Source organism: Pseudomonas sp. ef1 (assembly GCF_007293365.2).
GTDB classification, from domain to species: domain Bacteria; phylum Pseudomonadota; class Gammaproteobacteria; order Pseudomonadales; family Pseudomonadaceae; genus Aquipseudomonas; species Aquipseudomonas siliginis.
This window is the reverse complement of record NZ_CM129815.1, coordinates 3,456,392-3,474,419: the sequence shown is the minus strand read 5'-3', so window position 1 is coordinate 3,474,419 and position 18,028 is coordinate 3,456,392. Positions and strand designations below refer to the sequence as shown.

20 protein-coding genes are annotated in these 18,028 nt (G+C 60.8%); 13 read left to right on the top strand and 7 right to left on the bottom strand.

The window, feature by feature from the left end; genetic code table 11:
• Window positions 1-43: 43 nt before the first annotated feature.
• Complete coding sequence (locus FEE99_RS15800) at window positions 44-970, bottom strand: LysR family transcriptional regulator (RefSeq protein WP_041480513.1); 927 nt, start codon at window positions 968-970, stop codon at window positions 44-46.
• Between the two features lie 211 nt (window positions 971-1,181).
• Here FEE99_RS15800 and FEE99_RS15795 point away from each other — a divergent pair, with 211 nt between their 5' ends.
• From FEE99_RS15795 to FEE99_RS15785, 3 genes are read left to right on the top strand one after another with little or no spacing between them, the layout of a single operon-like run.
• Window positions 1,182-2,618 (top strand): NAD-dependent succinate-semialdehyde dehydrogenase, encoded by a 1,437-nt coding sequence (locus tag FEE99_RS15795; RefSeq protein ID WP_041480515.1) that lies wholly within the window; start codon window positions 1,182-1,184, stop codon window positions 2,616-2,618.
• A 10-nt stretch (window positions 2,619-2,628) separates the two neighbouring features.
• On the top strand, window positions 2,629-2,961 hold the full coding sequence (locus FEE99_RS15790) for a carboxymuconolactone decarboxylase family protein (protein ID WP_041480517.1): 333 nt from the start codon (window positions 2,629-2,631) through the stop codon (window positions 2,959-2,961).
• Between the two features lies 1 nt (window position 2,962).
• Window positions 2,963-3,964: an NAD(P)H-quinone oxidoreductase gene (locus tag FEE99_RS15785; RefSeq protein ID WP_041480521.1), complete on the top strand. Its 1,002-nt coding sequence runs from the start codon at window positions 2,963-2,965 to the stop codon at window positions 3,962-3,964.
• A gap of 66 nt (window positions 3,965-4,030) precedes the next feature.
• On the opposite strand, the gene FEE99_RS15780 is transcribed toward FEE99_RS15785, so the two are convergent.
• The gene (locus tag FEE99_RS15780; protein ID WP_041480522.1) at window positions 4,031-5,041 is read right to left on the bottom strand and encodes a zinc-dependent alcohol dehydrogenase family protein; all 1,011 of its coding nucleotides are present in this window, start codon (window positions 5,039-5,041) and stop codon (window positions 4,031-4,033) included.
• A gap of 157 nt (window positions 5,042-5,198) precedes the next feature.
• On the opposite strand from FEE99_RS15780, the gene FEE99_RS15775 reads away from it, so the two are divergent.
• Complete coding sequence (locus FEE99_RS15775; protein ID WP_041480523.1) at window positions 5,199-6,113, top strand: LysR family transcriptional regulator; 915 nt, start codon at window positions 5,199-5,201, stop codon at window positions 6,111-6,113.
• A 37-nt stretch (window positions 6,114-6,150) separates the two neighbouring features.
• Here FEE99_RS15775 and FEE99_RS15770 read toward each other — a convergent pair whose 3' ends face one another.
• Both FEE99_RS15770 and FEE99_RS15765 read right to left on the bottom strand, forming a co-directional pair.
• Complete coding sequence (locus FEE99_RS15770) at window positions 6,151-6,543, bottom strand: carboxymuconolactone decarboxylase family protein (RefSeq protein ID WP_371857522.1); 393 nt, start codon at window positions 6,541-6,543, stop codon at window positions 6,151-6,153.
• Window positions 6,544-6,613: 70 nt separating this feature from the next.
• Window positions 6,614-7,000: a MerR family transcriptional regulator gene (locus FEE99_RS15765; protein WP_016774345.1), complete on the bottom strand. Its 387-nt coding sequence runs from the start codon at window positions 6,998-7,000 to the stop codon at window positions 6,614-6,616.
• Window positions 7,001-7,262: 262 nt separating this feature from the next.
• Here FEE99_RS15765 and FEE99_RS15760 point away from each other — a divergent pair, with 262 nt between their 5' ends.
• The 8 genes from FEE99_RS15760 (at window position 7,263) to FEE99_RS15725 (ending at window position 13,027) form a co-directional block, all read left to right on the top strand.
• The gene (locus FEE99_RS15760) at window positions 7,263-7,619 is read left to right on the top strand and encodes a metalloregulator ArsR/SmtB family transcription factor (RefSeq protein WP_041480524.1); all 357 of its coding nucleotides are present in this window, start codon (window positions 7,263-7,265) and stop codon (window positions 7,617-7,619) included.
• 64 nt (window positions 7,620-7,683) lie between these two features.
• On the top strand, window positions 7,684-8,154 hold the full coding sequence (locus tag FEE99_RS15755) for an arsenate reductase ArsC (protein WP_041480525.1): 471 nt from the start codon (window positions 7,684-7,686) through the stop codon (window positions 8,152-8,154).
• A 47-nt stretch (window positions 8,155-8,201) separates the two neighbouring features.
• On the top strand, window positions 8,202-8,915 hold the full coding sequence (gene arsH, locus FEE99_RS15750; RefSeq protein ID WP_041480526.1) for an arsenical resistance protein ArsH: 714 nt from the start codon (window positions 8,202-8,204) through the stop codon (window positions 8,913-8,915).
• A 68-nt stretch (window positions 8,916-8,983) separates the two neighbouring features.
• Window positions 8,984-10,057 (top strand): ArsO family NAD(P)H-dependent flavin-containing monooxygenase, encoded by a 1,074-nt coding sequence (locus FEE99_RS15745; protein ID WP_041480527.1) that lies wholly within the window; start codon window positions 8,984-8,986, stop codon window positions 10,055-10,057.
• Between the two features lie 211 nt (window positions 10,058-10,268).
• On the top strand, window positions 10,269-10,520 hold the full coding sequence (locus FEE99_RS15740; RefSeq protein ID WP_041480528.1) for a hypothetical protein: 252 nt from the start codon (window positions 10,269-10,271) through the stop codon (window positions 10,518-10,520).
• Between the two features lie 189 nt (window positions 10,521-10,709).
• Window positions 10,710-11,534, top strand: a complete 825-nt coding sequence (locus FEE99_RS15735; RefSeq protein ID WP_041480529.1) for an oxidoreductase — start codon at window positions 10,710-10,712, stop codon at window positions 11,532-11,534.
• 18 nt (window positions 11,535-11,552) lie between these two features.
• Window positions 11,553-12,494: an AraC family transcriptional regulator gene (locus FEE99_RS15730; protein WP_041480530.1), complete on the top strand. Its 942-nt coding sequence runs from the start codon at window positions 11,553-11,555 to the stop codon at window positions 12,492-12,494.
• A 119-nt stretch (window positions 12,495-12,613) separates the two neighbouring features.
• Window positions 12,614-13,027, top strand: a complete 414-nt coding sequence (locus FEE99_RS15725; RefSeq protein ID WP_041480531.1) for a PaaI family thioesterase — start codon at window positions 12,614-12,616, stop codon at window positions 13,025-13,027.
• 75 nt (window positions 13,028-13,102) lie between these two features.
• On the opposite strand, the gene FEE99_RS15720 is transcribed toward FEE99_RS15725, so the two are convergent.
• Both FEE99_RS15720 and FEE99_RS15715 read right to left on the bottom strand, forming a co-directional pair.
• A complete protein-coding gene (locus tag FEE99_RS15720; protein ID WP_041480532.1) occupies window positions 13,103-14,674 on the bottom strand; it encodes a GMC family oxidoreductase in 1,572 nt (523 codons plus the stop codon).
• A gap of 26 nt (window positions 14,675-14,700) precedes the next feature.
• Window positions 14,701-15,474, bottom strand: a complete 774-nt coding sequence (locus FEE99_RS15715) for an alpha/beta fold hydrolase (protein WP_041480533.1) — start codon at window positions 15,472-15,474, stop codon at window positions 14,701-14,703.
• 88 nt (window positions 15,475-15,562) lie between these two features.
• Between FEE99_RS15715 and FEE99_RS15710 the strand changes: the two genes are divergently transcribed.
• Window positions 15,563-17,002, top strand: a complete 1,440-nt coding sequence (locus tag FEE99_RS15710) for an HD domain-containing phosphohydrolase (RefSeq protein ID WP_041480635.1) — start codon at window positions 15,563-15,565, stop codon at window positions 17,000-17,002.
• A 13-nt stretch (window positions 17,003-17,015) separates the two neighbouring features.
• Here the strand turns inward: FEE99_RS15710 and FEE99_RS15705 are convergent, their stop codons facing one another.
• Complete coding sequence (locus FEE99_RS15705; RefSeq protein WP_041480534.1) at window positions 17,016-17,924, bottom strand: LysR family transcriptional regulator; 909 nt, start codon at window positions 17,922-17,924, stop codon at window positions 17,016-17,018.
• Window positions 17,925-18,028: the final 104 nt, after the last annotated feature.

Below are 18,028 nucleotides of genomic sequence, written 5' to 3'. Positions count from 1 at the left end.
CGTCTCAGATTTGGCTCGCTGAGACGCAAATGCTTTAACCGCTTCAATCGATGAGCGCCTGAGCAGTGCTCGCCAACTGTGCGCCGACCCGGGTTTTCAAGGTATCGATGAATCGCGTGATCTTCGCATCGACAAACTGGCGAGACGTGTAGACCGCGTAAACATTACGCTCGTAGGTGTGGTAATCGGGTAGCACCCGCACCAGCCTGCCGGTACGCAAATCGTCGATCGCCGTGAAGCCTGCCAACAGACCAATCCCCGCCCCTTCGCGAATGGCAACGGCCATTGCGTCCATATCGTTCACGCTGAAACTCGGCCCGCTCGGGATGAACGTCGCATCGCCCGCCTTGCTTTTGAGCTGCCATTCATCGCGCACGTAATCCACGGTACCGAGCAGCAGGCATTGATGATCGCAAAGCTGCTCCGGCGTTTCGGGTGCGCCATGCCGCGCCAGGTATTGCGGGGAGGCCACCAGTACACAGTGACTGACGCCGATCTTCTGGCTGACATACGCCGAATCAGGCAGCGTTCGCGCGATCAGAATGGACACGTCCAACTGATCCTCAAGCAGATTGGGCATGCGTTGGGAGAGCATCAAATCGACGGTCACTTCGGGAAACGCCTGGCGATATTCCAACACCGCGCCGGTCACCAGTTGCCGGGCCAGTCCGGGCACGCAGTGCACCCGTAACGTCCCTCGTGGTTGCAAGGCGGCATTGCTCGCCTCGGCTTCGGCGCTTTCCAGGTCAGCGAGAATCTTCACACAGCGCTCATAAAACCGCCGGCCCGCATCGGTCACCGAGAGACGCCGGGTCGAGCGTTGCAACAGGCGGGTGTCGAGCACGTTTTCCAACGCCGAGACCGCACGCGATACGTTACCGACGGTGGAGTCGAGATGGTTGGCCACGGCAGTGAAACTGCCCATCTCGACTACCTTGATGTACACCGACATGTTTGAAAGTTTGTCCATCCTGATCGTCCTGTTGACCTGCCACTCACTGCGGATAACGTCGGATGCTACACGCTCGCTCCTGCGCTCGATATTACCTTCTGGGACAACAATGATTCCCTCGTGGCCGGCTAAATCAAACGGCACGCCTTCCATAGACTGGATTCCACGGGACGCCTGAACCACTGCGTACAAGGCGCCGAATGAATCCTCAACCATGAAGGCGACATCCATGAACACTGCTTACGATCCGCTCTATCTCTTCATCGGTGGTCAATGGCTCACCGCCCAGGACCGCGCGACCGCCGCCGTGGTCAACCCGGCAACCGGCGAGGAAATCGGCCAGGTGCCACTCGCCACCGCCCAAGACCTGGATCACGCCCTCGAAGTGGCCCGACTGAGCTTCGACCAATGGCGCCAGACCGTGCCGGACCAGCGCGCAAAAATCCTCAAGCGCGCCGCCGACCTGATCCTCGAACGCGCCCCGCACATCGCTGCGCAAATGACGCTGGAAGAAGGCAAGCCACTGCGCGAAAGCCTCGATGAAGTGACCCGTGCGGCGGAATATTTCGAGTGGTTCGCCGAAAGCGCACGACGCATCGACGGCCGTGTCGTACCGGCCAATCGTCCGGGTGTACTGCAACTGGTCAAACGTCAGGCGATCGGCCCTGTGGCAGCGTTTACACCGTGGAATTTCCCGGCCATCACCCCGGCGCGCAAGCTCTCGGCAGCGCTGGCCGCCGGTTGCAGCGTGGTGCTCAAGCCCGGCGAGGAAAGCCCTTCCACCGCGCTGGCCCTGGCCCGGGCGCTGGACGATGCCGGCTTGCCCAAAGGCGTGCTGCAAGTGGTGTTCGGTGTGCCGGATCAAGTGTCCAGCCATTTGATTGCCTCACCGATCGTTCGCAAAGTGACCTTCACCGGTTCGGTGCCGATCGGTCGGCTGTTGTCGGCCCGCGCTGCCGAAGGCGTCAAGCCGATCACTCTGGAACTGGGCGGCCACGGCCCGGTACTGGTGTTTGCCGACGCCGACATCGAAAAGGCTGCTGTGGAAGGCGTCGCCAATCGCTTTCGCGGCACCGGCCAGGTGTGCATTTCATCGACTCGTTTTCTTATCCAGCGTGAGGCCTACGCCGAGTTTGTCGAGCACTTCGTCGCGGCCACCCAGGCGTTGAAAATCGGCGACGGCATGGATCCGCAAACCCAGGTCGGCCCACTGGCGAACCCACGGCAACTCGCGAAGATGGAGCAACTGATCGCCGACGCCGTCGAGAAAGGCGCACGGGTGCTGGCCGGTGGCGAAGCGTTGCCGGGCGCAGGCTTCTTCTTTCAGCCCACCGTATTGGCCGATGTGCCGATGAGTGCGCGAATCATGCACGAAGAACCCTTTGGCCCCATCGCGATACTGATGCCTTTCGATGAGTTGAGCGATGGCCTGCAAGAAGCCAACCGCCTGCCCTACGGCCTTTCGGCCTACGCGTTCACTTCCAATGCGCGCACCGCGATCGACGTCGCCGATGGCCTGGAAGCCGGAATGATCGGCATCAACCAGTACCGCATCGTCGCCACCGAGCTGCCCTTCGGCGGCATGAAGGAAAGCGGCCACGGTTCCGAAGGCGGCATCGAAGGCATCGAGCACTACCTCACTAACAAATTCATCAGCCAGGTTTAAGGGGATTTCCATGTCGACTATCGATTTCAGCAGCCCACGCGAAGCCGCCCGCGCCTTCACCCCGAAACTGGCGCAATTCGTGGACTCAACGCTGTACCCGCAAATCTGGAGCGACCCCGCCTTGTCATTCCGCGAGCGCAGTCTGATCACTGTCGCTGCGCTGATTGCCGGCGGCCACTGCGAAGAATTACCCGCGCATCTGCGCCGTGCCGTCGGCAATGGCGTGAGCCATGAAGAGTTGGCGGCGGCGATCACGCACCTGGCCTTTTACGTCGGTTTCCCAGGCGCCATCACCGCCTCGGCCATCGCCAATGCCACGCTTGCCGACACGGAGCAACGCTGAGATGAAAGCCATCAACCTGAAAGCATTCGGTTCGGCAGAAGTGCTGCAACTCGGTGAAGCGCCCAACCCTGAAGTGCGCGCGACCGACCTGCTGGTGCGTGTCTATGCGGCCGGCGTGAACCGTGCCGACCTGACCCACCGAACCGGCGGCTACGGCCATGCGAACTTCGGCGACTCGCTGATCATCGGTCTGGAGATTGCCGGGGAAGTGATCGAGACCGGCAGCGAGGTGAGTGGATTCGCCGTCGGCGACCGGGTAATGGGCGTGGTCGGTGGCGGCGCCTACGCCGAACTGGCGCGCATCGACTACCGCATGGCCATGCCGATTCCGGCGCAGCTCGACTATGTGCACGCCGCGGCGATTCCCGAAGTGTTTGTCACCGCCCACGAAGCGATGCTGCACCTGGCCCGACTGAAGTCAGGCGACTCAGTGCTGATTCATGCCGCCGCCGGCGGCGTCGGCTCCGCTGCCGTGCAACTGGCCTACGCCACAGACGCCACGGTGTACGCGACCACCGAGGGCGGCAAGCTGTCACGTGTTGAACACCTGGGCGCCGACGTGGCCATCGACTACAAAAACGAGGATTTCGCCGCAGTCATCGCCGACAAAACCCAAGGGCGCGGCGTCGACGTGATAATCGACTTCATTGGCGCGCCCGACTTCGCGCGCAACATCGCCTCGCTGGCCCACGGTGGCCGCTTGGTGCAGGTCGGCATTCTTGGTGGCGGCGGCAAGGTCGACGTGGAGCTGGAGCACATCCTCTACCGGCACCTGCAAATCATCGGCACGGTGATGAAGTCGCGCACCCAGCCGGAGAAGCACGCGATGATCCAGCGCTTTCGCGAACATTGGCTGGAGCGCTTCGCCGGCGCCGCGAGCCTGGAACCGGTGGTGGACAGCACCTTCCCGCTATCCCGCGCAGCCGATGCCCATCGGAGGATGGAGTCTTCGCAGAATGTCGGGAAGATTATTCTGACGATGCAGCCGGAGGATTTGCGCTAAGACAGACATAAAAAAAGGCCAGTCCGTTGAGCTGACTGGCCTTGGTTTGTCTGACGTTTTCGCTGATCAGCTCACCTTGATCACAACCTTGCCAAACGCCCCTTTCGCCAGATGCTCATAGGCCTCGCGCGCCTGCTCGAATGGATAGACATGGTCGATCACCGGGCGAATGTCGTGCTCGGCGAGGAACACGTTCATCCGGTCGAACGATGAACGCGGTGCCACCGCAATGCCGCGAATGGTGGTCTGGCGGAAGATCAGCGGCATCAGGTTCAGCTCGACGGTCTGCCCTGTCAGAAAGCCAATCTGCGCTATCCGCCCCGAGGCCTTGGTCGCTGCTACCGACTGATTGATGCCATTGCCTCCCGCCACATCGAGCAGCAGGTCCACACCCTTGCCCTCGGTGAGTTTCAGCACCTCGTCCGCCCAGTTCGGCGTGCTGCGGTAGTTGATACCGGCGACCGCGCCCAGACGTTTTACCGCGTGCAGGTTTTCATCGCTGCTTGAGGTAGCGATGACTTTGGCGCCCAGCGCGGTGGCGATCTGCACGGCGAAAATCGATACGCCGCCGGTGCCCTGCACCAACACAGTCTGGCCCGGTTGAATAGCGCCGAAATCCACCAGCGCATACCACGCAGTCAGTGCGGCGATCGGCAGTGTCGCCGCCTCTTCATCGCTCATGTTGGCCGGCGCGCCGACGGCGCTGTCCTCGTGAATGATCATGTACTCGGCGAGGCCACCGGGCAGCGGCGAACCGAAGCAATAATCCGGCTCGTTCGGCCCCGGCTCGCCATCCAACCAGCGCGAGTACAGATGTGAATTGACGCGGTCGCCAACCTTGAAACGAGTAACACCGGCGCCGATTGCAACTACGGTACCGGCGGCATCGCTCACCGGAATCAGCGGTTTCGGCACCAGGTGCGGCTCGTAGATACCGTCAACGATGGCCTTGTCACGAAAATTCAGCGAGACCGCGCCGACCTTGACCAGCAGCTCGCCAGCCTTGGGCTGCGGGGTTTGCGTCTCGCCCAGTTGCAGATTGTCGAGCCCGAAATCTTTCAGTAACCACGCTTTCATGATGTGTCTCCAAATGCATTATTGGCCGCAAACCCTCAGCGGGCTTGCCTTGGGGCCATGATTGGCTTTTACATCAGCGCAATAAATGCTTGGAAACAGACATGATTGTTCTATTCTCAGGCAACAAATCCAGATACTGAAGCTCACCGGAAAAGTCATGGAATTACTGCAATCGATGCGCCTGTTCGCCCGACTGGCGGAGCTGGGCAGTTTCACCAAAGCCGCTGAGTCGCTGGACATCGGCCGGCCGCAGGTCACTCGCTATATTCAGGAACTGGAAACATCGCTGGGCGTGCGCCTCTTCCAGCGCACTACGAGGAAAGTCGCACTCACCGCCGAGGGTGAACTTTTCTATCAGCGGGTCCAGGAAATTCTGGCCGAGATCACCGCCGCCACCACAATGTTCGATCGCACCGGAGCCACGCTGTCCGGCCGCCTGCGCATCGACATTCCCACGGCGTTCGCGCAGCTGGAATTCATCAAAAGCCTGCGCGAATTCACCGACACCTACCCCGGCATCGATATGGTGCTGGGCGTCACCGATCGTGCAGTTGATCTGGTCGGCGAAGGCATCGACTGCGCGCTGCGCATCGGCGAGCTGCCCGACTCAACCCTGATCGCCCGCCCTATCGCCTTGGCGACCATGGTCACCTGCGCCGCGCCCGAATACCTGCGCGAGCACGGCACACCGGAAACGCTTGGAGACCTGGCGAACCATCAAGGCGTGAACTTTCTCTCGGGCCAGAACAACCGCACCTTGCCCTGGCAGTTTTCAGCTGAGGGCAAACAGAAAAGCTACGTCAGCCGCAAAGGTATTACCGTCACCGAGTCGAACGCTTACGTGCAGTGTGGCGTGTCGGGCTTCGGCATTATCCAGGCGCCGGGCATCGCGGTCGCCGAGCATTTGGCCAGTGGTGCGCTGGTGGAAATTCTGCAACCGCTGCGCCCGCTGCCTCGGCCGGTATCGCTGCTGTACCCGAGCCGCACGCATTTGCCGGCGCAGGTGCAGGTGTTTATCGAATGGCTGCAGGTGCGGTTTGTGCAGTTGTATGGGGGGTGGGTGGAAGGTTGAATCTGGCTTTATCCCGCAGTTTCTGCAGCGTGCGCAACTAGGATTTGACGCTGATCCCGCGAGCAGCAAAGACTTCACGCGCAGCCGTTATACCGTTCAAGGCGCTGGGAAATCCTGCGTATACGGTCATTTGCAAGATCACATCGACCACCGCCTCCGGTGTGCACCCGACGTTCAGGGCGCCGCCGATATGCACTTTCAGTTGTGGCTGGGCATTGCCCAGTGCGGTCAGTGCCGCAACGGTTGCCAGCTCACGAGTGCAGTGATCGAGCCCGGGGCGGGCGAAGACATCGCCGTAGGCAAAACTCAGAATCCAGTCCGCAAGCTCTGGAGCAGTATCCTTCAATGAATCAACCACTGCCTGACCAGGTCCGCCAGTAATCTGCGTCAGAGCGGCTTCTCCGCGCTCTCGACGATCAGTCATCTCCACCGGCGCTGCCACACTGGTCACGCTTGCGCCAATCAATGTGGCGGACAGCAAGCGGTTGAAACCGGGAAGTTTACGGATCATGGTGATGCTCCTTTTGCTCGAGTTGGTGATAGATCTGAATCTTGTTATCCAGAACCTCCAGGGACTGGCTCAACTGGCTGATCTGCGCTTGCACGTCCCGGCGATGCTGCTCAAGAAGCTCGCGGCGTTCTGCCAGGGTCGAGTCGCCTGATCGGCGCAGTTCGGCATACCGCAGCATTTGCTGGATCGGCATTCCGGTCGCCTTCAACCGGAGCAGAAACTCGGCCCACAGCACATCCTTCTCGGCGTACACCCGGTGGCCATTGCCACCGCGCCCAACCGGGTCGAACAGCCCGATGCGCTCGTAATAGCGGATCGTGTGAGCGCTCAAATCAAGGCGTTTGGCCAACTTTGAAATTGTCAGTTCTGGATTCATGTCATCACCGTAAAGGTTTGAGCGTGCTCTAAGTCAATGGCTATTTTCAATCAGTTGGAATCAGACAAATCGCGGGCACTATCCGCGCGGTCCGTTGCTATCAGTCTCGACGGTTCAACCGCTGTTATATTCGCTTTACCAGATATATGAGAATACGTATATTCGGCCATTCATATTCACTGATCAGCAATCATTCCCTCGCCCTTTCACCCTGAGCGTCAAGCTCATCGTTTTGGTCAAGACACAAGCTTCTGGAGGATGTATGACAGAACCCATGACCCCCACCACTTTGTTCAAGTGTCTGGCCGATGACACCCGGGCCAAAATTTCCCTGCTTGTCGTGCGCGAAGGCGAGTTGTGTGTATGCGAGCTGACGGAAGCACTCGACCTCAGTCAGCCGAAGATTTCTCGTCATTTGGCGCTGCTGCGCTCCGCCGGTTTGCTGCTGGACCGTCGCCAGGGTCAATGGGTGTACTACCGGCTGAATCCTGATGTGCCCGCGTGGGTAACCGCAGTTTTGAGGGCAGTGGCAGACGCCAATCAGCCATGGCTGGAAACCGAGGCCAAGCGCCTGTGCTGCATGAGCGACCGACCGATCAATCAGGCCATGTGCAGCTGATTCGCGCTCACCGGATCAACCACCCTGGCACTGCGCCTCAGTTTCTGAATCAAGGAATCGTCTGATGAAAATCTTGTTCATGTGCACCCACAACAGCTGCCGCAGCATTCTGTCCGAGGCGCTTTTCAACCATTTGGCGCCCGAGGGCGTAGACGCTGTCAGCTCAGGCAGCTTTCCCAGTGGCCGGGTGAATCAACGGGCACTGCAAACGCTGGAGGCGGCGGGTATTTCCACAGTGGGCTTGAGCAGCAAGGCTTCGGATGCTTTTGAGGGCTCGCCTCCGGACATCGTGATCACCGTCTGTGATCGGGCTGCGGGAGAAGCATGCCCGATCTTTTTCGGCCCAGCCCTGAAGGCGCATTGGGGTCTGGCCGACCCGTCTGAGGCTAGCGGGTCGGAAGCCGAGATCACCGCAGCGTTTGAAAGCACACTGGCCAAAATCCAGGAACGCGTGAGTGCTTTTCTCGCACTGCCGCTCAAGGCCATGAGCCCTGACCAACTGCAAGCTGAACTGAACCGCATCGGTTCGCTTTGAAGATCAACCGAGGCGCCCCCCCTCCAGGTGCCGCCGCAGGAGTTCATATGCAAGACACATTGCCAAACGTACACGCCGACCTGATCGACATTCCTACGCTGGAGCAGCTGTCTCCGCGTAATCCTTCGCCCCACAAACCTCGCATTTTACTGCTATACGGATCGACGCGAGAGCGCTCGTTCAGTCGTCTGGTCACGCAAGAAGCGGCACGCCTGCTGAATGAGTTTGGCGCCGAAACCAGGATTTTTGACCCTGCGGGTCTGCCGCTGCCTGATGACGCACCCGACACGCATCCCAAAGTCGTGGAACTGCGCGAGCTGATGCAATGGTCCGAGGGTCAGGTGTGGTGCTCTCCTGAGCGTCACGGCTCCATGAGTGCCGTGTTCAAAGCGCAGATCGACTGGGTTCCGCTGGCGCTGGGCGCTGTACGACCTACGCAAGGCAAAACCCTTGCTGTGATGCAGGTCTGCGGCGGGTCGCAGTCCTTCAACGTGGTCAATCAGTTGCGGGTACTTGGCCGGTGGATGCGGATGTTCACCATCCCGAACCAGTCTTCCGTGGCCAAGGCGTTCACCGAGTTCGATGAAGCGGGTCGCATGAAGCCTTCTTCGTACTACGACCGCTTGGTGGACGTGATGGAAGAATTGATGAAGTTCACGCTGCTCTTGCGCGATCGTCAGGATTACTTGGTCGACCGTTATTCCGAGCGCAAGGAATCCGCCGAAGAGCTGTCCAGACGAGTCAACCAGCGTTCCATTTGATGCCTGTGCGGGGCAACGGTATGGCCCGACCCCGATCTTTCACTCGTTGAGGCCTTTGCGCCGGGAGGATGCTGGTGAGTCAGAATTCGACACTTGATGTTGTGGTCATTGGTGGTGGCCAATCCGCGCTGACTGTCGCTTATTTTTTGAAGCGCACAGGCTTGTCTTACGTGCTGCTCGATGCCGAGCCGGGACCGGGAGGCGCCTGGCGGCATGGCTGGGATTCGCTGCGGCTCTTCTCGCCGTCGGCATGGAGCTCGATTGCAGGCTGGCCGATGCCGGCCATATCCGAGGGGACGCCCGGGCGGGACGATGTTGTCGAATACCTGACTCAGTACGAGCGCCGGTATGACTTCCCCATCATCCGCTCCACGCGGGTGACCGGTGTCGAGAAGATCGAAGGCGGGTTGCGCGTTTTCTCAAAGGACAATTACTGGGACGCCAAAGCGGTTATCAGTGCAACAGGCACCTGGAGCCGCGCGTTCGTACCGGACTATCCCGGCCAGGCGTTGTTTGCAGGCAGGCAGCTTCATTCCGCTCATTACGTCGGGCCGAACGGGTTTGCGGGTAAAACCGTTCTTGTCGTCGGTGGCGGCAACTCCGGCGCCCAGATTTACGCTGAGGTCTCCAAAGTGGCTCAGGCAACCTGGGTCACGCAACAGGCCCCAACGTTCCTACCTGATGAGGTGGATGGACGCGTCCTGTTCGAACGCGCTACTGCTCGACTGAAGGCGCAGCAGGATGGCGTCGAGCCTCAACAGCCCGTTGGAGGGCTGGGCGACATCGTCATGGTGCCACCGGTGAAGGAAGCTCGCGAACGCGGTGTACTGAACGCAGTACGGCCCTTCACACGTTTCACTTCGACAGGGGTTGTGTGGTCATCGGGCATCGAGACAAAGGCGGACGTTGTCATCTGGTGCACGGGCTTTTCTCCAGCGCTCGACCACCTGAACAACCTGGGCATTGTAGGCCGGGATGGCAAAGTGATTGTGGACGAAAGCCGAAGCGTTGCGATGCCCGAACTGTGGCTGGTGGGTTACGGCGACTGGACGGGGCTCGCTTCTGCCACATTGATCGGCGTAACCCGCACCGCCCGGGATGTAGTCAGGCAAGTGCAAAGCTATCTCACTGGCGGAACCTGATTGCTCGCGGCGCCGTGAAGCCATAAGGTCGCTAGCCTGTAAATCATCTTCAGCGAGCAGAATCAGGCAAATCGCCAACAGTATCCGCCTAACGCCGACACTGCCCTGCCCACTAATCTGAACCCATGCAGAACACACCACTGCAACGGGTTAACCAGATACGGATCTGAACGACCCGGACCTCAATCTCAACTTGACCGGAGTCACCGCCATGAAAACTGTAAGCCAACTGATCGCCGTCGCCACTTTCGCCCTCAGCGCCAGCGCATTCGCCGTACCGAGCAATCAGGAAGATCGTTTCTTCACCCAGGTCAACGAACCACAGCAGACTGTTGCTGCCGATGGCTCGGAACGTACGCCGCAGGGCCAGGCCATCGCTGCCGACGGCTCAGACCGCACCGCATTGGGTGAGGCCCTGGCCGCTGATGGATCGGACCGCACACCGGATCGTCGCGCAGCTTAAGCGCGTGATGCTGAGACAAGAAAAGTCCTGCAGGTTTGAAACCTGCAGGACTTTTCCGTTTTTTGAGGCAAGACCTGATCGAAAACCCTATTGATAGGAACAGGCAATACTTCGATCCGATTCGGCATCGTCCGCCAGCGTTATCCGCCCTAGCATGGCCTCTCCAATTGCCTGCAGGAGTACAGATCCATGAAGACCCTTTTCATCACCGGTGTCAGCAGCGGCTTTGGCCAAGCGCTGGCCAAGGAAGCACTTGCCCAGGGCCATAAGATCATCGGCACAGTGCGCAGCGAATCGGCGCTGGCAGCCTTCGAAGCGCTGTCGCCCGAGCGCGCTCATGGGGTGGTGCTGGACGTTACCGATTTCGATGCCATCGATGCAGTAGTGCCGGCTGTTGAGGATCGTCACGGCCCGGTGGACGTGCTGGTCAATAACGCCGGTTATGGCCATGAAGGGATTTTCGAAGAGTCATCGCTGGAGGAAATGCGCCGCCAGTTCGACGTCAACGTGTTTGGCGCAGTGGCGGTGACCAAGGCGTTTGTCCCGTATTTCCGCCAGCGCCGCGCGGGGCATATCCTCAATATCACTTCAATGGGCGGCCATATCACCATGCCCGGGATCGCCTATTACTGCGGCAGCAAGTTTGCGCTTGAGGGGATCTCCGACACCTTGAGCAAGGAGCTTGCGCCCTTCAATATTTTTGTCACCGCTGTGGCGCCGGGGTCATTTCGCACCGACTGGGCAGGCCGCTCGATGCAGCGCACGCCGCGTAGCATCAGTGACTACGACGCAAGCTTCGATCCGGTGCGCAAGGCCCGGGAGGAGAAAAGTGGCCATCAGTTGGGCGATCCGCAGAAAGCTGCACGGGCCATGCTGACCATCATCGACAGTCCAGATCCGCCGGCGCACCTGCTGTTGGGCAGTGATGCGCTGGCGTTGGTGCGTGACAAGTTGCAGCAGACGGCGGAGAGTATTGAGCAATGGGCAGCGCTTAGCCGCTCGACGGATGGCTGAGCATCGCGGAGAACCTCAATGCCGAAACCGAAAGACCCAATCACCGCGCGCATGGTCCAGCTAATGAGCCGGCTCGCTCCGCTGGAAGGTTACAACCTGAGCCCGCTGGACGATGTACGTTTCCTGCGTTCCAACCGACCGCTGACCCGCACGCCGGTGTTGTATGAACCGGGCATCGTGATCCTCTGTCAGGGGCGCAAACGCGGCTATCTAGGCGATGAAATCTACGTCTACGACGCCCAGCATTATCTGGTGGTGTCGGTGCCGGTACCCTTCACCATGGAAACCGACGCCAGCGAAGCGGAGCCGATGCTGGCGGTGTACGTGCGCCTGGATTTCGCCCTGGCTGGCGAGCTGATTCAGCAAGTGGATGAGCGGTGGGATTTCCCTACAGCGCAGCCGATGGGCATGTACGCCTCGCCTCTCGACGAACCGCTACGCCAATCGACCCTGCGCTTTCTTGAAGTGATGAGCAACGATGCCGACGCGCAAATCCTCGGCCCGGCGATGCTGCGCGAGCTCTACTACCGTATCCTCACCGGCGAACAAGGTGGCACCCTGCGCGCCGCCATCGCCCAACAAGGCCAGTTCGGCAAAGTGACCCGCGCCATCCACAAGATCCACAGTTGCTATAACCAACATCTAGACGTAGAAGCCCTGGCCGAAGAAGCGCAGATGAGCGTGCCGAATTTTCATCTGCACTTTCGCAAGGTTACCGATTCCTCGCCGATGCAGTACCTGAAATCGACGCGATTGCACCAGGCGCGATTGCTGATGCTGCGTAACGACCTGACCGCGGCAAAATCTGCGTTTCTGGTCGGTTACGAAAGCGCCTCGCAATTCAGCCGCGACTTCAAACGCCTCTTCGGCCGCACACCGCTAGCGGAAGTGGCGTGGATGAAAACGGCCTATGCGCTGCCGGCACCGACGAGTGCTTCGCCGTTTGTGTCGTCGCACTGATTTTCAGTGCCACGCTCCACGCACTTATCGCAGCAAATTCCCCATGCGCATAGTGCTTGCCCCCTCCTGCGACTCCCCGCTCAATCGCACAGGTCAGTCGCCTGCATCAGGATGGGATCATGAACACCACGGCCATTCCCGAAGGTTTCACTCCATTGACCCGCAGCAGTCCTTTGCTGGATCTGCTCGGCCCGATCTACGCCAGGGGTCAGGGGCTGCACTTGGAATTGGGTTTACTGACCGACTCCCGCCACGCCAATGGCCGTGGCACTTTGCATGGCGGTGTATTGGCGACGTTGGCCGATGTCGGCATGGGTTACGCCATGGCCTTTTCCAGCGATCCGCCGCAGCCGTTGATCACCGCGAGCATGACCCTGGATTATCTCGGCGCGGTGCAAATCAACGAGTGGCTCGAAGTGCGTCTTGAGCACTCCAGAAAGGGCCGTCAACTGGCGTTTGCTGGCGTCAGTCTGCACGTCGGTGAGCGAACGGTGGCGCGCGCCAGTGCCGTGTTCGCCGTGCCGATGAATTGAATCGACTGACTCGACTCATCGTCCCACCTGGACGGCAGGCTGGGATTTGCCGCCCCGCCCGCACGGCCATTACCTTCAAGGCATGGTGTTCGCCATCGTCACCCCATACGCAGCCAGAAGCATATCCGCCGCCCGCTCACCAATAACGACACACGGCGCCATCGTGTTGCCAACGGTAATGCGCGGCATGATCGAGGCATCTGCAACGCGCAGCCCGTCGATCCCGTACACGCGTAATTGGTGGTCAACCACCGACAGCGCATCGCGGCCCATTTTTGCCGTGCACGACAGGTGCCAGTAGGTCACGGCCGAATTGCGGATGAACTGTTCCATAGCGCGACGCTCTCTGGGACCGGGCACGACTTCGCGCTTGATCAGCGCATTGAAGGCCTGGCTGTTGCCGAGTGCGCGGCACAGTTCGATCGACGCATGGGCTGCGGCCATGTCCTCGGGCTCGCTCAGGGAGTTCGGCTCAATGACCGGTGCATCCAGCGGCCCAGCACCCGACAACCGCAAGCGTCCGCGACTGGCAGGTCTGGCCAGCCCGGCGAACATGGTCCAGCCATGCTCCGGCGGCTCGATGGCGACCTCAGGCGGAGACGGTACCGCGAATGCCAACTGGCACTGCAACAGGTCCGGGGCTTCCAGGCGGCTGTCGCTTTTCCAGTACAAGGTGGTTTCGCATCCGCTGCCAGCGACGGCCTGGGGTTGTCGATACTCCCACGTGCAAGCGAAGGCCAGATGATCCTGCAAATTCTCGCCCACACCGGGTAGATGAACGACCGGTGCGATGCCGTGTTTTCGCAGTTCATCCGCCGGGCCGATGCCCGACTGCATGAGTACTTTCGGTGATTGCACCGCGCCCATGGACAGGATGACTTCAGCTGCGGCATGAAAGCAGCGCCGCTCGCCGGCGATCAACACTTCGACACCGACGGCCCGGGTGCCGACCAGCAACACGCGGGTCACTAAGGCTCCGGTCAGCACCGTCAGATTCGGACATTGCAAGCGTGGCTGGATGTAGGCGTCGTAAACCGATTCGCGCTTGCCCTGTTTGATGCGCAGGTCGGTGACAGCGATCCCTCCTGCGCCTTCCATCATCTCGCCATTGGGACTGTCGAATCGGGGGATGCCCAGATCGCTGGCCGCCTCCAGCGTTGCCCACGCAAGGGGTTGAGGCGTGGCCGGCTGTTCGACATGTACCGGCCCACCTGAACCACGCCGAGTGGCGTCCGGGCTGCCTTGCCAGTTTTCGATCCTGCGGTAGTAATCGAGAACCGATGCGTAGCCCCAGGCCGGGTCGCCAGACTCGGCAGCAAAATGCTCCCAATCGGCGCGATGGCCGCGCGACCAGACCATCACGTTGATGCTCGAACCTCCACCGAGCCCCTTGCCCATGCTCAGCGGGAGCCGTCGACCGTTGAGGCGTGGATCGGATTGCCCCTCGAATGCCCAGTCGCGCGCGGAGCCGAGGTTCAGCGGCCATTGCGCCGGTTCGGTCACCTCGGGGCCTGAGTAACCTTCGCCGGCTTCAATCAGCAGAACCCGTGCGCCTGACTCATCGGCAAGCCGCGCAGCGACCACGCAGCCCGACGTGCCGGCACCACAGACAATGAAGTCATAGTCGTGATCGCTCCGAGGATTCATACGCCCGCTCACCTTCGATGCCGCGATCACTGCTCAGCAACGCCGTGCACGGCCTTGAGAATCACCGCCGCGACTTGCGCCGGCTGCGACTGCTGCGGGACATGGCTGGACTTCACCTCGGCGAGGGTCGCACCGATGCGCTTGGCGGCAGACCGCTGGACGTCGGGATGAATCATCCGGTCTTCGGTAGCGAGCAGGTACCAGGACGGCTTCGTTTTCCAGGCCGAAGCGGTGGTTTTATCTTCGAAAGCCGAGGCCTTGATCGGCCCCTGTGTGGCGGTCATGACGGCGGTCTGCGCGGCCGGCAGATCCTGAGCGAAATCCTTGGCCATGCCTTCAGCGGTCAGATAGAGGAAGCCGTTACCGTCGGCCTTGATCTGACTGATGCCCGGCGGCGTCGGCGCGCCTTTACCCTGCTCGCCGCTGGTTTGCCCGGCGTCTGGCGCGAAGGCGGCGACATACACCAGCGCGCTGACTTTCTGGTCGTTACCGGCTTCGGTGATCACCGTGCCGCCCCAGGAGTGACCGACCAGCACCACCTTGCCCTGCTGGTTGTTCAGCGCGCGGCGCGTGGCGGCAACGTCGTCAGCCAGCGAGGTGAGCGGGTTTTGCACAACGGTAACGGCCACGCCTTTGGCTTGCAGCAGTGGCACCACTTTGGCCCAGTCGGAACCGTCGGCGAAGGCGCCGTGTACGATCACCACCGAAGGCGTTGTATCCTGCGCGTGGCTGGCGCCGGCCATGAAGGTACTGGCCAGGGCAAAGGCGACGGTGGCGAATTTCGATTTGATTGTTTTCATTGGATGAGCTCCTGTTCGGGAGTTCAGAGTGTGCTGGCCGGCCTGCGATGTGGGCATCGGTCAATTATCCGACCCCGGGGCATTTTTCATGGATAGTGGCTTGCAATTGGACATCTCACTGGACGGCGCACTGGCAACCATCGCCCAGGTCGGTGACCTCAGCATGGGGCAACCGCTCGGTCACTCCCGGCGCGTTGCCGCTTTGGCGCGGATGCTCGCGCAGGCATGCCACGGCGCCGGTGAGCATCTGCAGGTTGCAGAGCAGATTGCCTTGCTGCGCTGGTCTGGGTGCACGGCCAACGCCGAAGGCTTTGCCGACCTGCTGGGTGACGACGTCGATGGTCGCCGCGCGATGCTCGATCTGACCCTGGGCAATGAGCAGATGAACGCGGTGCATCAGGCAACCCCGCTGGCCGTGGTGCACTGTGAAGTGTCCGGTGCAATCGCCAAAACCCTCCAGCTCGGAACGGCCGTCGAAGCGGGCCTGTGTCGGGTGTTCGAAACCTACGACGGCACTGGCCGACCGCTCGGCGTGGCGCATGAACATATCCCGGAGGTGGCCTATCAGGTGGTCATGGCCGGTGATCTGGATATTCTCACTCGCGCTCACGGTCTGGACGCGGCGTTGCGCTGGATCAACGAGCAGTCGGATCGGCGCTATCCAGCGTCGCTGGTGTCGTTGCTGGTGGCTAATGCCAAGGCCTGGCTGGCGGATCTGGAAACGCTTTGCACAAAAGTTGAACCCGCGCCTGAGCAGCGTCGTGTCTCGCTGACTTTGGTCGGAGACGTCATTGACTTGAAGCTGCCATGGCTGGCCGGGCATTCGCGTCAGGTCGCGCATGTTGCCGTGGAAGCGGCACGCCTGTGGGGGCTGAGTGAGCCGACTTTGGCAAACATTGGCAAGTCCGCGCTGATTTACGGTCTCGGCCGCGCAGCCGTTTCCAATCACCTATGGAATAGCCCAGGGTCGCTGCCCTACGGTGCGGCAGAGCGAGTGCGGCTGGTGCCTTACTGGACGCAACAGGCGCTCCGACCGGTTCCTGAACTGGCCGCGCCCGCCGAAATAGCCACCCACGCGTATGAACGGCTCGATGGCAGCGGCTATTTTCGCGGCGTGGCGGGTGATGCACTGAATGCCGAACATCGGCTGTTCGCCACCTCGGTCGCCTGGGTAGCGTTGAGGCAAGCCCGGCCATGGCGAACAGCCCACGACGAAGTGGCTGCCGCCAAGCTTCTCAAAGAGGATGCTGGTCGTGGCCTTTTCGATCACGATGTCTGCGAAGCCGTCATTGCTGCCGCCAGTGGCGAACGTCGCATGCGGCAACCCAAGCCTACGCTGCTGACAGCGCGTGAGTGCCGCATTCTCCTGGAAATCAGCCGTGGCGCCAGCAACAAACAAGTCGCGCAACTGTTGGCTATCAGTCCGAGCACGGTGCGCACGCACATGGAAAGCATCTTTCGCAAACTGCAATGCTCGACCCGGGCAGCCGCCACTCTGAAGGGGCTGACACTGGGCTTGATCGCCTGAGCCCTGCGCCAGGTCAAGCCTGATCAGCCTGCCTGGCGCGAGCCAGTTCGATGAATGCCCTGGCGGCCGCAGAGGGATTGCGGCGGTTCGGGTAGTACAGGCACAACCTGTCTCGGGGCGGGGTCCAGTCCTTGAGTACCTGCACGAACTCGCCGCTGCGGATTTCGTCACGAACGTCCTGCTCCATGAAAAAGCCCAGCCCCATGCCCGCCTGCACCGCGACCTTGACCACGCTCGATTCATCCAGGGTCAGCGGACCGTTCACATCCAGACGAATGACTTCGCCGTCGCGCTCGAAATACCAAGGGAAAATCGCCCCGTTCGGCAGTCGTACGCGGATGCATCGATGCCCGGGCAGATCGGACGGCGTGCGCGGTTTGTCGTGTTGTGCAAAATACCCCGGCGAACCGACCACCGCGTACCGTTGCGGCGGGCCGACTGGCACCACAATCACATCGTTGGGCACAAGGCCTGCCGAGCGCACGCCGAAATCGAAGCCGTCAGCCACGATATCCACCAGGCGCCCTTCGGTCACAAGGTCAATGTGGACTTTCGGATGCTGCTGCAAAAACTCGATCACCAGTGGCAGCAGCGCCGAACGCGCAGCGCTGGCGAAGGCATTGATGCGCAGCGTTCCCGAGGGTCCGGCATTCTGCGATCGCACTGCATCCAGTGCCGCGCGCAAGTCGTGCAAGGCTGGCCCCACTTGCTCGAGAAACACCCTGCCCGCTTCGGTGATGGCGACGCTGCGGGTGGTGCGGTTGAACAGGCGCGATTCGAGGCGCGCTTCCAGTTGCGCAATGGTGTTGCTCAGCGCGGTGGTCGAAACGTCGAGATCAATGGCAGCCTGGCGGAACGACCCCCTGCGTGCCACCGCTATAACGGCATCCAGTTCATTAAGGGCTAAGCGATCCTGGGCCATGGATTGTCCTGTTTTCCGGGATGGGTAATTACGATTTGTCCCAGTTGAACAAACTATCTGCAGCGCAGCAAGATGACTCCAGACCATCAATCAGGAGTCAGGCA

Bases quoted from the DNA above. Each gene is read 5' to 3' on its own strand.
- FEE99_RS15800 (WP_041480513.1), bottom strand. From the start codon at position 970: ATGGACAAACTTTCAAACATGTCGGTGTACATCAAGGTAGTCGAGATG.
- FEE99_RS15795 (WP_041480515.1), top strand. From the start codon at position 1,182: ATGAACACTGCTTACGATCCGCTCTATCTCTTCATCGGTGGTCAATGG.
- FEE99_RS15790 (WP_041480517.1), top strand. From the start codon at position 2,629: ATGTCGACTATCGATTTCAGCAGCCCACGCGAAGCCGCCCGCGCCTTC.
- FEE99_RS15785 (WP_041480521.1), top strand. From the start codon at position 2,963: ATGAAAGCCATCAACCTGAAAGCATTCGGTTCGGCAGAAGTGCTGCAA.
- FEE99_RS15780 (WP_041480522.1), bottom strand. From the start codon at position 5,041: ATGAAAGCGTGGTTACTGAAAGATTTCGGGCTCGACAATCTGCAACTG.
- FEE99_RS15775 (WP_041480523.1), top strand. From the start codon at position 5,199: ATGGAATTACTGCAATCGATGCGCCTGTTCGCCCGACTGGCGGAGCTG.
- FEE99_RS15765 (WP_016774345.1), bottom strand. From the start codon at position 7,000: ATGAATCCAGAACTGACAATTTCAAAGTTGGCCAAACGCCTTGATTTG.
- FEE99_RS15760 (WP_041480524.1), top strand. From the start codon at position 7,263: ATGACAGAACCCATGACCCCCACCACTTTGTTCAAGTGTCTGGCCGAT.
- FEE99_RS15755 (WP_041480525.1), top strand. From the start codon at position 7,684: ATGAAAATCTTGTTCATGTGCACCCACAACAGCTGCCGCAGCATTCTG.
- arsH (WP_041480526.1), top strand. From the start codon at position 8,202: ATGCAAGACACATTGCCAAACGTACACGCCGACCTGATCGACATTCCT.
- FEE99_RS15745 (WP_041480527.1), top strand. From the start codon at position 8,984: ATGCTGGTGAGTCAGAATTCGACACTTGATGTTGTGGTCATTGGTGGT.
- FEE99_RS15740 (WP_041480528.1), top strand. From the start codon at position 10,269: ATGAAAACTGTAAGCCAACTGATCGCCGTCGCCACTTTCGCCCTCAGC.
- FEE99_RS15735 (WP_041480529.1), top strand. From the start codon at position 10,710: ATGAAGACCCTTTTCATCACCGGTGTCAGCAGCGGCTTTGGCCAAGCG.
- FEE99_RS15730 (WP_041480530.1), top strand. From the start codon at position 11,553: ATGCCGAAACCGAAAGACCCAATCACCGCGCGCATGGTCCAGCTAATG.
- FEE99_RS15725 (WP_041480531.1), top strand. From the start codon at position 12,614: ATGAACACCACGGCCATTCCCGAAGGTTTCACTCCATTGACCCGCAGC.
- FEE99_RS15720 (WP_041480532.1), bottom strand. From the start codon at position 14,674: ATGAATCCTCGGAGCGATCACGACTATGACTTCATTGTCTGTGGTGCC.
- FEE99_RS15715 (WP_041480533.1), bottom strand. From the start codon at position 15,474: ATGAAAACAATCAAATCGAAATTCGCCACCGTCGCCTTTGCCCTGGCC.
- FEE99_RS15710 (WP_041480635.1), top strand. From the start codon at position 15,563: ATGGATAGTGGCTTGCAATTGGACATCTCACTGGACGGCGCACTGGCA.
- FEE99_RS15705 (WP_041480534.1), bottom strand. From the start codon at position 17,924: ATGGCCCAGGATCGCTTAGCCCTTAATGAACTGGATGCCGTTATAGCG.